Origin of the sequence: Thalassotalea sp. SU-HH00458, from assembly GCF_040362795.1 — a bacterium.
Lineage (GTDB): Bacteria > Pseudomonadota > Gammaproteobacteria > Enterobacterales > Alteromonadaceae > Thalassotalea_H > Thalassotalea_H castellviae.
On sequence record NZ_BAABWW010000012.1, the window covers coordinates 114683 to 128440 of the forward strand.

Annotated in this window: 6 protein-coding genes and 2 tRNA genes; 5 read left to right on the plus strand and 3 right to left on the minus strand. The window is 38.0% G+C overall.

From position 1 onward, the window contains the following. Window positions 1-94 precede the first annotated feature (94 nt). The 4 genes from ABXH06_RS16570 (at window position 95) to ABXH06_RS16585 (ending at window position 8979) form a co-directional block, all read left to right on the plus strand. Complete coding sequence (locus tag ABXH06_RS16570) at window positions 95-2590, plus strand: TonB-dependent receptor (RefSeq protein ID WP_353518916.1); 2496 nt, start codon at window positions 95-97, stop codon at window positions 2588-2590. A gap of 275 nt (window positions 2591-2865) precedes the next feature. Then, the gene (locus ABXH06_RS16575; RefSeq protein WP_353518917.1) at window positions 2866-4359 is read left to right on the plus strand and encodes a tetratricopeptide repeat-containing sulfotransferase family protein; all 1494 of its coding nucleotides are present in this window, start codon (window positions 2866-2868) and stop codon (window positions 4357-4359) included. Between the two features lie 61 nt (window positions 4360-4420). Further along, the gene (locus ABXH06_RS16580) at window positions 4421-5614 is read left to right on the plus strand and encodes an MFS transporter (RefSeq protein WP_353518918.1); all 1194 of its coding nucleotides are present in this window, start codon (window positions 4421-4423) and stop codon (window positions 5612-5614) included. A 407-nt stretch (window positions 5615-6021) separates the two neighbouring features. Next, on the plus strand, window positions 6022-8979 hold the full coding sequence (locus tag ABXH06_RS16585; protein ID WP_353518919.1) for a choice-of-anchor D domain-containing protein: 2958 nt from the start codon (window positions 6022-6024) through the stop codon (window positions 8977-8979). Window positions 8980-9536: 557 nt separating this feature from the next. On the opposite strand, the gene ABXH06_RS16590 is transcribed toward ABXH06_RS16585, so the two are convergent. Then, the gene (locus ABXH06_RS16590; RefSeq protein WP_353518920.1) at window positions 9537-11402 is read right to left on the minus strand and encodes a serine hydrolase; all 1866 of its coding nucleotides are present in this window, start codon (window positions 11400-11402) and stop codon (window positions 9537-9539) included. 463 nt (window positions 11403-11865) lie between these two features. Here ABXH06_RS16590 and ABXH06_RS16595 point away from each other — a divergent pair, with 463 nt between their 5' ends. Continuing rightward, window positions 11866-13080 carry a CaiB/BaiF CoA transferase family protein gene (locus ABXH06_RS16595; RefSeq protein WP_353518921.1) on the plus strand — a complete coding sequence of 405 codons (1215 nt, stop codon included), beginning with the start codon at window positions 11866-11868 and terminating at the stop codon, window positions 13078-13080. A gap of 305 nt (window positions 13081-13385) precedes the next feature. Here the strand turns inward: ABXH06_RS16595 and ABXH06_RS16600 are convergent. Together ABXH06_RS16600 and ABXH06_RS16605 are read right to left on the minus strand one after the other, a co-directional pair. Beyond that, window positions 13386-13469, minus strand: a tRNA-OTHER gene (locus ABXH06_RS16600). A gap of 159 nt (window positions 13470-13628) precedes the next feature. Beyond that, a tRNA-OTHER gene (locus ABXH06_RS16605) sits at window positions 13629-13712 on the minus strand. Between the last annotated feature and the right edge of the window lie 46 nt (window positions 13713-13758).

Sequence of the window (13758 nt, forward strand, 5' to 3'; positions counted from 1 at the left end):
CTATCATAAGTACAAAACTGGCTCTATGTTGAGCGATTTGATTGTTCTACTCTAAATTCAGAAAAATTAAAAACAATACACACCGAGGAATATTATGAAAAAGGTAGATTTTAGTAAGTCGCTCGTTTCTAGTGCAGTGAGTACCGCTTTATTCATGTCGTTTACATCGATAAGCGCAAATGCCGCTGAAGCAGAAGCTACTGAAAAAGGCAAAATTGAAATAATTGAAGTTACCGCAAACCGAAGAGCACAAACACTTCAAGAAATTCCTTATAATATCTCCGCGGTGTCAGGCCAAGAGCTCGAAGATGCTGGTATTATTGATGCTTCTGATTTGATGCGCAATGTTGCTGGTATCACTGTGGTTGATCGCGGGTATCGCAATTCTGGCGCGGTTAATGGGGTTATTATTCGTGGTGTCAACGTTGATGGTGGTGCAAATGGCGACGTTGCTTTATCAGCGGTACCAACAGTTGCTTCTTATATTAACGATACGCCTTTATATGCCAATTTCATTTTAAAAGATGTTGAAATGGTAGAAGTGCTGCGTGGACCACAAGGGACGTTATATGGCTCGGGTTCGTTAGCGGGTACCGTAAAATATCGTATGAATCGTCCTGATACCGAAGAATTTACTGGCACAGCCAGTGTTGGTTTAGGGCAAGCAGAAGGCTCTGAGGGCTTTAATTTAAATACAGATATTATGCTCAATTTGCCTATTTCCGATCGCTTCGCTATTCGAGCCAATGTAGGAAAAATTGATAACGACGGAATTGTAGATTACACCAATGTTTATAATTTAGTTGATAACTCTAAAGCTCCAGCCGGTAGTATTCCTTCGGCAAATTTTGACCCTTCAGGCGGATTTGTTGCTTCTCCAGGTTATAACCCTCCTGCAAGTAATGGTGATATAGCTTCTGGTGGAAATACCTTTAGAAGTGTTGAAGACGCGGATACCGTGGATATTACTTACGGTAGAGTATCTGCTTTGTTTGAAGCGACTAGTGATTTAACTTTTTTATTAGCCCATCAATTTCAAAATGATGAAATAGGCGGACGTAGACAAGTTACCCGCGGTACTCATTGGGTTGATGGTAGTGAACAAGCCTACGGTGATTATGAAAATGGTGCTGTGTTGCTTGAACCTTCTGACCGTGATGTATCATTAACTACGTTAGAAGTTGAGTGGAACTTAGGTTTTGCAACTTTAACATCAAGCTCATCTCAATATACGCATGAAGGTAACTCAATTAGCGATAACACAGGGTTTTACGCACAAAACAACTGGTTTGCTGATCTGTATTATGGCACGCCTCGACCTTTAGCTATGGCTGAACGCGGTTATAAAGAAGATGCTTTTGTGCAAGAGTTACGTCTAGTATCGAATGAACGTAAAGCCAATATTGATTGGGTAATTGGTGCTTACTATATGGATCAAGATACGCTTTCTACTCAAGATAGCTATATGCCAGGGTATCAAGAGTGGGCCTTCTCAGCGTTCTCAACTTGGTGGGATATTATGGGGGGCTACGGTATGGTTTATACTGATAATGACTTCCATTATATCAGAAATCAAAATTTCGAAGATACGGCAGTTTTTGGTGAATTAACTTATCATTTTTCAGATAAATTCCGCGCTACTGTCGGAGCACGTTATTTCGATAACCAATTTAGTAATGACACTATTTTATCATTACCTATTTGGCCGTTTTTAGGTGATGAGCCAAGTTTTAAAACGAAAGAAAGCGACACCTTGTTTAAAGGTAATTTGTCATACGATTTATCAGACGACACTATGCTTTACGCAACAATCGCTGAAGGCTATCGTCGAGGTGGCGCTAACGCGGTGCCACTTAGTGGCTCATTAGAAGAAAGACCTGAATGGCAACAATATACGTCAGATTATGCCGTGAACTATGAAATAGGTGTTAAAGGCTACTTATCCGGCGGCGCACATAGTTATACGCTTTCAACCTTTATGATTGACTGGCAAGATCCGCAATTAAACACCGCAACTACTTGGGGATTCTTCGCCGTAGCAAATGGTGAATCAGCTAAAACGTCGGGCGTTGAGTTGGAACTGCAAGGCTATTTAACCGAAGATTTACATTACGTACTTGGCTATGCTTATATTGAAGCGGAATTAACAGATGATTTCTATGCACCATCAGGTATTGGTGCAACTGATCCCACCTACTTAGTTGCTTCAGACGGAACCCGTTTACCTGCTACGCCTAAAAACACCTTGAGTTTATCGATGGATTACACTCATTCTATGGATAATGGCATGTATTGGATATCACAAGTGAATGGTTATTATCAGTCGGATACAGTCAATGCACTTGGTGAAGGTAAATATCAATCAGATATAGATGGCTTTTCTATCTGGGGAGCAAGCACTCGATTAAGTGCTGATAATTGGGATATTACTTTATACGTGAATAATATCTTCAATGAGGATGGTGTTACCGGCGTTATACCTGAAAATGCTATGGGCACTGACCCGTCTGAAAACTTTTTAGGTAATTCATCAAAAGATTATATTAGTCAACCTAGAACAATAGGACTTACGGCTAAATATAGTTTTTAATCTGTCGTTAGCAACAATGGTCATGTGAATGATCATTGTTGCTAGCGTTTTCACAACAAGTTATGTTGTTATGATTACTTCTTTCTAAGTGTTTATATTTTGAGTGTAAGGATTTTAACATCAGTATCACATCGATAAACCAAGCCATTGAATTAAAACTTGATCAAGCTTGGACCTTTATTAATCAAAAGAATGTCGCGAAAGCTGAGCTTGCGTGTCAAAAAATTAACCAAGAATTTCCTGATAATGCAGACGGTTGGTATGCAACAAGCTTTTTGGCTTTTCAGTTAAAAAATACCGAATTGGCATTATCAACCATCAATAAAGCGATCGAATTGCAACCAAGTTCGTTACAATGGCAATTACAGAAAGTGAATACCTTGTTGTTAATGCTTGATAAAAGCGCCGCGAATGATCTTGCGCTTAACTTGAAAAACAAACAAGCAGCAAACTTAGCGCAATGTAATGACTTAGCTGTGATGTTTAACCAATTAAATGATTTTGAACAAGCGCAGTATTATTATCAACAAGCCGTTGGTTTTATTAATGAAAAGAAACAACCGGTTGAAAGTGCGCAACTTTATTTTAATCTAGCATCTCTTGCTCGTTATCAAGGCAATATTTCCTTAGCAGAAACCCATTTAGATCACGCTTTATCATTAAATCCTCATGATTATGAAGCTTATTGGTTGCGCTCGAGTTTAAAAAAACAAAGCCAAAACAATAACCATATAGACCAACTTCAACAAATATTAAAACAAGGGGTTAAACACCCGATTAGTAAAGCGCAAATTCATTATGCTCTGGCAAAAGAATTAGAAGACATTGGGAAATATTCACAATGTTTTGAACAACTCAATTTCGGTGCTAAAAGTCGTCGTGATTGTATGCGATATCAAGTTGAACATGATATTTCAACGTTAAAACAAATAACCACGACGTTTACAAAAGAATTTTTTCAGCAATATCAAGCTAGCAATTTAACGTTAAAAGCGTCAAATAAAGCAGCGCCGCTTGAAAATAATGAGCCGATATTTATTCTAGGTTTACCTCGAACAGGTTCGACATTGGTTGAACGCATTATCAGTAATCACCAAGAAGTGTTTAATGCCGGTGAGCTAAATAATTTTGCTTTGTGTATGATGGAAGCCGTTAAAAATGTCACTAAAACTCCACCTCAAACACGAAATGAGTTAGTTGAATTAACGAGTCAGATTGATTTTCAAGCACTGGGCAAACATTATATCAACAGCACTCGGCCTGAGACTGGTCATACGCGTCACTTTATCGACAAGTTACCGTTAAACTCACTATACGTTGGATTGATCCATTTAGCGTTACCTAAAGCAAAAATCATTCATGTGACCCGGCATCCTTTAGATACTTGTTTTTCAATCTATAAGCAACTTTTCACTAATGGTTACCCATTTTCTTATCAACTAACAGAATTGGCTCAATATTACATTGCCCACCATAACATGATGCAACATTGGTTAACGGTATTACCCAATATTATTCATCAAGTTGCTTATGAAGATGTGGTTGATGATTTATCGAGAGAAGCGAAAAAACTGATTGCTTATTGCGATCTCGATTGGCAAGAACAGTGTATTGATTTTCAAAATAATAGCGCGCCATCTACCACTGCAAGTGCCAGCCAAGTAAGAGAAAAAGTTTATCGAAGTTCGACGGGTAAATGGCGTCAGTTTGAAAAAGAATTACAACCAATAAAGCAATTACTTGTCCAAGCGGGTATCGCTTGTGACTGATCTGAATATCCCATGTTAAACCAGATTATTAATTAACATATCTAACAATAAGAGTTATTAAATGCCTAGTATTTCCACAGTCCCTTTCGAGCAAATAAAAGTAGCCCCCAATGGCGTGATTGCACGTATTATATTGGCGTTTTTAACAACAGCAGGCATATTTTATATCAATATTATGCCTGCGGTAGTAAACGGCCTGAAAGAAGGGCTTGCGTTTACTAGTCAACAGGCGGGATTTGTCAGCTCCGCTAATTTATATGGTGCAGCGATAGGTGCTTTGTTAGCGGTTTTTGTTATAAAACATATTCGATGGCAACGTTGGTGTTACTTATTATTAATTGCTTTAATAACCATAGATGCAAGCTGTATTTTTATTACCGAACCAGTGACTATGATTGCGTTTAGAGCTTTTCATGGCTTAACAGGCGGTTTATTAGTTGGTATTGGTTTTAGTATTATTTCACGCACCTCTGAAGCCGATAGAACCTTTGGCTATCTGTTATTAATTCAATGGGGGCTAGGTGGCCTTGGCATCATGTATTTACCCGGATTGGTTCCAGAATTTGGCACTAGTGCACTATTTGTCTCATTGACGACTTTTACGTTAATCACCTTGTTGATGATGCCGTTTTTACCTCATTATGAGGTTGAAAAAATAATTGAGCCTTTAAAAACTGTTGCTAGTGATACAACACAAAGATTGCGGTTGCCATTAACTTTAAACTTAAGCGGAATCTTTTTATTTCAAACGGCGAACATGGGGCTATTTGCTTACATGATCAGTTTAGGCAAAGCCGATGGTTTATCGCTTGATTTTATGTCCAATGCTTTAGGTGTTGCTAGTTGGGTGGCATTAATTGGGGCATTGTTAGTTATCCTGATAGGTACTAAATATGGCCGAACTATTCCAGTTGTGATTGCCACTTTACTTACGGCTTTTTGTAGCTGGTTACTTCACTTTAGTAGCAATGAAATGATTTATTTAATGACGAATATAACTATTGGGATCACATGGGCATTTGTATTACCTTATTTATTTGGAATTTGTTCTGAATTGGATAAAAGTGGTCAAATGGCAGCGTTAGGTGGCGTCGCCTCTAAAATGGGCTTAGCATCTGGCCCGATGATCGCAGCGTTAGTGCTTCATGATGAGAATTACCAGCAGGTTATTGATATAGCGGTAATAGGTCTTGTTTTATGTGCAATCGTGGTGATTAAGCCTGCGTTGTCACTCGACAAAAAAACAATGGCTTAGTGATTTAGCTTTTATAGTTCGTTAACTTCTCGCTTGAATAAATATTTTATTCTCGCGAGATTAGCTTATTTTTCTAATATCTTTTTTTATTCAAATAATACTGTCATCCAGCCATATTTTTAACGATAACTTCTGACGATTATTTTTATCTTGTTGATACTGTGCAAATTAACCTCGTTTTTTCACTAGAAAAAATCATCAAAACACCTGTCGTTCTCAACATATTAACAACTTAAGTTCACTGGTTTTAAAAAGCTATTATCGTCTCTAATCGTTTTGATCTGGCACCAGATGATGCTGGCTTTTGGTGCTATGTGAATTAGTTTTACAGTGCTAGTTTGATTATCCCTTAAAAGAATTTGTATCAAAATACATCTAATCAAAAAATATAATAAAAAGGACAAACGATGAATAAAATAAATAATAAAAGTATGTTCGTACTCTTATCTATCTTAAGTTTTCCTAGTGTTGCAGAGACCATTTTCAGTGACGATTTTCAAGATGGTGATATAAGCGACTGGCAAATCTCTGGAGTTGGCAATGACGCTATAGCGAATTTATATAACGGAAATTACTCGTTACGATTACAAAATAAGAAATCAGCATTGCAAACCATATCAACTGCAGGTTTTGATAATGTTAGTATTGATGCAAGCGTTGTAGGCTATTTATTAGAAAGTACTGATACATGTATTGCAGAGCTGTCTGTTGATAATGGCGCAAATTGGCTAACAATTGAAGAAGTAGTTAATGGACAAGACGATGGGGTTACTTGGTATTCTGGAAGTATTTCGCCAACGGGGGCAAGCGATAATGCTGCCCTACAAATACGAGCGCGGGCTAATGCAACGGATAATGCTGATAATTGTTATTTTGACAATATTACCGTTCAAGGTGATCCGATTGTTGCTTCAGCAACTTTGCCCTTTAGCGATAATTTAGATGCTGGCTGGTCAGCTTGGATTGCTGATAATGGTAATGCTACTGCTGCTACCGGCGTGTCTCAAGAAACCGGTATTTATGTTTGGAGTGGCAATGCTGTTAAATTGAGAGGCTCTGCAAACTTAACGAAAACATTTTCAACGCTCGGCAAAAGTAATATCGTTATCGATTGGCATTTACTTGGGGGCTGGCTAGAAGCTGGCGAGTCTTGTGATATTCAAGTTAATACCGGTAGTGGTTATTCAACCATAGCTTCAGTTTCAAACGGTGAAGACGATTGGTACTACCGTAATGGTAGTGTTACGTTAAGTAGTGATGCCAATAATTTGGCCCAGTTACATGTTCGAATGCAAGGCAATACTAATAACGAATATAATAATAATGATTATGATGTTTGTTATACCGATGAATTTTCTATTTATTCCGCCGCTCAAGCTCCTGAAATAACGATAACTGGCTCGACAGATTTTGGTGATGTGGTTGTAAATCAAACGTCGTCATTACTGATCACCGTTGCCAATGAAGGCACTGCCGATTTATTAATAGGAAGTATTTATGGTGCTGACTCAAGTGGGTTAAGTATCAGTAGCGAAACGTGTGTTAATCAAACTCTTAATTCAAATAGCAGTTGCAATATCAATATTCAATATGCCCCTACAAGTGAAGGGACGTTAAACGAGCTATTAACGATCACGAATAACGATGCCGATGAAAGCAGTGCTACTTTAACATTAACTGGCAACGCAATTGCAGAAAATTCGGGAAGTGTTTACGACCCATTATCGGGTAGTGGTGCAGTTAATCGTACCTTACTTACCTCAACTGCATTAAACAGCACTAGCTTCAACTTAGTAGATTACAGTGCCTTTGCTGTGCCAAATGAAGCGGCTAATCCAACCAATAATTTTCAAGGTAGCTTAGTTCTCACCGGAGAGTCGACCACGGGTAACTTGCAAGAGCAAGGTACGAGTATTGCTGGGAGTTATACGGATTCAGAGCACCTACCTGAGTTTGATTTTGAATTCGTGCAAGAAGGTACTCATATTATACCTGTTCAACGAGGATTAATTCCAACGGAACACCCTTCATGGCATTACATTTTAGAGCCGGGCAGAGTATGGAATGAAAATAATGATAATGGTTTTAGTCGTGCGTCAATTCCTTTTGCTTTACAAGAAGCTGGCGCTAACTGTACACATAACGGTGTCTTAAGCTTTCTTTTTAAAACCGATGGGTCTATTTCTAATGTGGCCTATCAAATAGCGACAGAAACATGTGCTTATTTTAAATATGATAGCTGGGGGATTCTTGATGCAAGCTATACCCCAAGCAGTGTTGTCAATGCTGGCGTTATAGCAAATAACTACCAAGCCGAAGTTGCTCGTCGTATGCCAACAAAAACAATTGCAGACTTGACGGTTGATTTTCCAACTGCATCAATTGATACAAGTAAAATTGGTTCGGATCAGGCTTCTGCAGATCAAACGGTCTATGGGGTCGTGATTGATGGGATCAACTATGTCAGTAGTTGTAAAACCAGAAGAGGGGATTATCCTTATTGTGAAGTCATGTCATTACCTTCTTATTCAACCGCTAAATCGGTTGTCGGTGCCGTTGGTTTAATGAGGTTAGAGCAAAAATATCCTGGTACGAAAAATACGAATGTTTCTTTGTGTTCGAACAGCACTTGGAGCCAAGTTTCATTTGAAAATTTATTAGATATGTCGACAGGACGATATACCTCTTCAGGATTTGAAGTTGATGAAGGTGATAGTACTACCGCTAATAATTTCTTCCTTAAATATAGTCATACTGAAAAATTAAATCATTCGTGTAGTTATACTCAAAAAGTCTCGGCTGGTACTACGTGGGTTTATCATACTTCAGATACCTATTTATTAGGTGCTGAAATGAACGATATGGAAAGTACTGATTTGTGGGATATGTTAAATAATGACTTATGGACGCCATTAGGTTTAAGCCCTGCAATCAGCACCACTTCAAGAACGAATGATTCAGTTGTTCAACCTTGGTCTGGACAACCTTTCACTGGTTATGGTTTGACTTATCATCATGACGACATTGTTAAAATAGCCGAATTTTTACATCAAGATAATGGTGTGATTAATGGCACGCAAGTGCTTGATCAAACGATGTTAAATGAAGTGTTACAAACAACTCCTCATGGTTTAAATGCCGGTAGTCAATATGACAGTTATGATAATGGTTTTTGGATTTGGAACGCACAAGAAGCATTCAGTTGTAGCAATTCATTAGCGATACCTTATATGTCAGGGTATGGCGGAATTGTGGTAAGTTTATTGCCAAACGATACTATTTACTATGCGTTTAGTGATAGTGAAGACTATGGTCAAATTAACACCGCAAAAGAGTTGCATAAAGTTCGCGCTATGTGTAATTAAATGTCATTTGTATAACGAACATTTGTTAAAAGCTTTAAGCACTTAACAGAGTCGTTTAAAAGCTAGTCGCTTGATGGCAAATAAGCTGAGTGAATATCACTCAGCTTTTTTTTACTCCGCTCAGATCACAATATCTTGTAATCAATTTAGTGACTCATGTCTTCTTAACCCAATAATAGATAAAACACTCCGTGTGTTTATTTCTGAGTAATCAGCGAATTCCTAGGGAGTGCACAAGTTGTTACTTTGTTTTTTTTGCTTGTTCATGCCATGCTTTTGGTTAAAAAATAACACGTTTTTTGACCGTTGAATCACTGATAAAGCGTGAAAGAAAACCAAGGATTTCTAACTCAAAAATAGCGAACAAGTTTGCATAAGCTTGTTTTTTGAAGAACAGATTTGCGCGATTAAAGAATAAAATGACACGGGTGGACAAGCACAAATATATCGTGCGGCAATACTGCTGATTGAAAATTTGTGAGTTCGTTTACCTAAAATGGATAATTCGCGATTTCATCCTTTAGTTTTTATTCTCCAATATAAATTTTTATTCGGTATTAATGACAAAGAGGGCTTATTTTATGAAGCTCAAAGGCACTGTTGCTCCATTTATAAGAATTATTATCGCTAAAGTGGTAATAGGTTATATTATTCGGTAAAAGCACTATAGAAATTCCACCGTAGCCTGACATGTAGGGGATCCAAGTTGATGACGAACAACCAAAATCATGAGATTTATCGCCATTAATATCATAATACCAAAGACCATTGTTGTATTTGTCTATCTGACGGCCGGCGATTAAACCACCATTTTCTAAATTGAGAGATTCATTAACCATTTTACGGTCAAGCATTTGTTCATCATTGATTTGCCCTAAATCGTTATTTAAAAACTCGGCCAGTTTTATTACATCATCCCTATGGTAAGTGAGTCCATATCCCGTAAAGGGTTGTTGAACCGTATCATAACTTCGTTTTGTCGTGTACATCGTCGGGCTTAGACCCAAAGGCTTCCATATTTTTTCTACCATTTCATCTCGCCAAAAATCTTTACTCATTGAGGTTTTGTCTTGATAAAAGGCATTCAGGACATAACCTAAAAGATAAGTGTCTGATGTGTGATAAACAAATGTCGAACCTGGCGTTGCTTTTCGTGGGTAGTTACAGGCAAAATTAACAAAAGCGTGGTGCGAGTTCACTTCAAAAAACTCTTTTAATTTTTTCTCGGATGATTCATCAACATGACTATTAGGTGAGTTAAAATTCCCCGTACTCATATCCAATAAATGTTCAACAGTTACATCTTTCCAATTAGACGACTTACAATCTGTTAGCCATTGATTGACAAACATTTTGCTTTGCTTGCCTTTATATAGTTGTTCAATGCGCATTAAGCCATACGCGCCAAACGTAGTTTTCGAGGTTGAATATGAGGGAACCGCCATTACGTCGCAATAAGGGTAAACGCCATAACGTGTATCACAACCACCAACATAATGAATACCATTATAGGCTACACCATAAAGAGTCATGTGCTGTTTTACCTGATTGCTGCCGATATTGGCAATATTCACGCCAGCAGATGGGTAGTCTTCGGCGAGTTGGCTAATTGGTCTAGTTGGCATTCTTCGCGCTACTTCAGCTTCGTAATTACGTTGAATACCAGCAGAATTTGCAATGGTTTTTGGTGTGTAATTCGCTTTTAATCGCCCCCACATATTAAATTTTAAATACAAACAAGTGTCAGCGGCAACTTGATATGACACTTCAGACACTTCGTCATGATCTTTAAATAAAAATGACAAAACACCGTTCCACGTACAATTGGCATTTTTTTCTTGTAAGGCAAAAGGTAAAGAAACGCGGCTGTATCCATTATCCGATTTTTCTTGCCATACTCTACCCGGTGCTAAAATATATTCCCAATGAGCATGGTTGGTAGTAATTAAGCCGCGAGTTACCGGAATGATATGACTTCCGTGTTGTACAAATTCAAAGGAAAATTTGGGTAAATGCTTAGCCTGCTTATAGTTTGATAAGTTATTATTGCCTCCAACCTCGATAATTTTTCCTTGGTTAGTGTCATCTTGTAAGGTCAGTATTCCCTGAAATTGATTCATCGGGTTTGCAGCATTTTTGGGAAGTTGATAATGTTGATAATTCATTAACGATATTGGAGTTTTTCCCATAGCATAAGCAAAGGTTAACCCTTCTCGCACAACTTCACCATTACCCGATAAACAATCATAAAGACAGTTCATTTTCGATTTATCAGAACTTGATTGTGAAAGGTAATCTATGCAATTTTCGTTGTTTGATTGGTTATTATTAAGACAAAGATTGTGTTGTGAAACAGGCGATGCGTCTAAAGAGTAAGCAATACAAATTATTAAGATAAATAGCAAGTAATGAAGGGGTTTCATGGTTTAGATCTCTAAATTGACAGCTGGAAATTGTTATTCGGTTTTTATAAAAAAGTATGTTGTCGGTTCATTACTATGATTAGGGCTACTTATCTTTAACTTAATAGATGAAGATAGCCTTGTCGAACAATAATTAACAGTGCCAGTTAACAAGAGTGAATGGTACCAGATTCATTTACTTTACCAATCTATCAGGTGGTTAATTTCTTATTTTTAAAAGTTTAAAGGTTGGTGCCAGTTATTTTTAAAATATGGATCCATAAGTAGGTTATTTATTATGTGTTTTTTGCTTGTATAAGCAGCCATAAATGAGAAAGCGTTGAACTAACCAAGACTGAAACCAATCAAAAATAATAACGCATTTACAATGGGATAACACTTTTAAACCACGACAATTTACTCAAAATATGTTTTATTGGGCAGGCTATAAGCTCAGCTTATCTTGTCTATCTAGGATCTTTTTATGAGTAGTGCATTAGAAAATATTACAGTGGTTGATTTAAGTCGTATATTGGCGGGGCCATGGGCTTCACAAATGTTGGCTGATATGGGAGCTGAAGTGATAAAAATAGAGCGACCTGAAAAAGGTGATGATACCCGTTATTGGGGCCCCCCATTTATTAAACCTGCAACTCAAGAACAACCTCCACAAGCGGCGTATTTTCATTGTGCAAATCGAAATAAACAATCCATTGCCATTGATATCACAAACGAAGAAGGTCAAAAAATTATTAAAGCGTTAATCGCTCAGGCGGATGTACTGATTGAAAACTATAAAGTGGGTGGCCTCGCAAAATATGGACTTGATTATCAAAGTGTTAAAGCAATTAATCCCCGATTAGTGTATTGCTCTATTACAGGGTTTGGTCAAAACGGTCCCAGTGCAGAGAAAGCCGGTTATGATGGCATGATCCAAGGAGAAGGTGGCTTGATGAGTTTAACGGGGGAGCCTGATGGCATGCCGATGAAGGTTGGTGTTGCATTGGTTGATATTATGACGGGATTATACTGTAGTAATGCCATTTTAGCTGCATTAATGGCGCGACATCAATCGAATGAAGGTCAGCACATTGATATTGCTTTACTTGATGTACAAGTTGCCACTTTAGCGAATCAAGGAATGAACTATCTAGCTACCGGGACTAATCCACCAAGATATGGCAATGAGCATCCTAATATTGTGCCTTATCAAACTTTTACTACCCTTGATGGAAGTATTATTTTAGCGGTAGGTAATGATGAACAATTTGTGAAATTTTGCCAGCTAGCTCAATGTGCTACTTTGGCACAGGACCCTAGATTTGCTACTAATGAGCAACGAGTAAACAATCGTGAAAGCTTAATCCCTATTTTAGCGAATATACTTGCCTCTCATAAAAGTCAATGGTGGCTTAATCAACTTGAGAGTATTGCCGTACCTTGTGGACCTGTAAATACCTTGCAAGATGTATTTGAACATCCACAAATTAAACATAGAGAAATGATCAGAAAAGTCACAAATCAACATGGGGAAGAAGTCGATACGATTGCTTCACCGATTAACCTTTCCCAAACGCCATTACAATATCATAGCGCTTCTCCTGATTTAGGACAGCATACCTTTGTTGTTTTATCGAATAAGTTAAATTATACCAAAGCGCAAATTAACCAACTTTATCAGGACGGCATCATTAGTTAAGCAAATATCAAGGTATATACTCTAAGGCCGAGTTTTCAAACAACTCAACTAAATTAGATAGTTAGTCGATACTGGGCTTGAACTAGTGATTTGGCGCGGGTGGTAAAAAGTAGAAGGTGCTCTCATAACTGAGCTAATCGTCCATAACTATCAAATAGTGATATGAATTTCGGGTATAGAAATGAGTGGTGGACGATACTGGGCTTGAACTAGTGATTTGGCGCGGGTGGTAAAAAGTAGAAGGTGCTCTCCTAACTGAGCTAATTGTCATATATCAGTGATATGAATTTCGGGCATAAAATTAGTGGTGGACGATACTGGGCTTGAACCAGTGATTCGGCGCGGGTGGTAATAAGTAGAAGGTGCTCTCCCAACTGAGCTAATCGTCCATATATATCTGATATGATATGAATTCAGGGCATAAAATGAGTGGTGGACGATACTGGGCTTGAACCAGTGATTCGGCGCGGGTGGTAAAAAGTAGAAGGTGCTCTCATAACTGAGCTAATTGTCATATATCAGTAATATAAATCAGGTATAGAAATGAGTGGTGGACGATACTGGGCTTGAACCAGTGATTCGGCGCGGGTGGTAAAGAGTAGAAGGTGCTCTCCCAACTGAGCTAATCGTCCATATATCAGTGATATAAATCAGGTATAGAAATGAGTGGTGGACGAT

Coding starts and splice junctions, on each gene's coding strand:
- ABXH06_RS16585 (WP_353518919.1), top strand. CDS start 6,022: ATGAATAAAATAAATAATAAAAGTATGTTCGTACTCTTATCTATCTTA.
- ABXH06_RS16595 (WP_353518921.1), top strand. CDS start 11,866: ATGAGTAGTGCATTAGAAAATATTACAGTGGTTGATTTAAGTCGTATA.
- ABXH06_RS16570 (WP_353518916.1), top strand. CDS start 95: ATGAAAAAGGTAGATTTTAGTAAGTCGCTCGTTTCTAGTGCAGTGAGT.
- ABXH06_RS16590 (WP_353518920.1), bottom strand. CDS start 11,402: ATGAAACCCCTTCATTACTTGCTATTTATCTTAATAATTTGTATTGCT.
- ABXH06_RS16580 (WP_353518918.1), top strand. CDS start 4,421: ATGCCTAGTATTTCCACAGTCCCTTTCGAGCAAATAAAAGTAGCCCCC.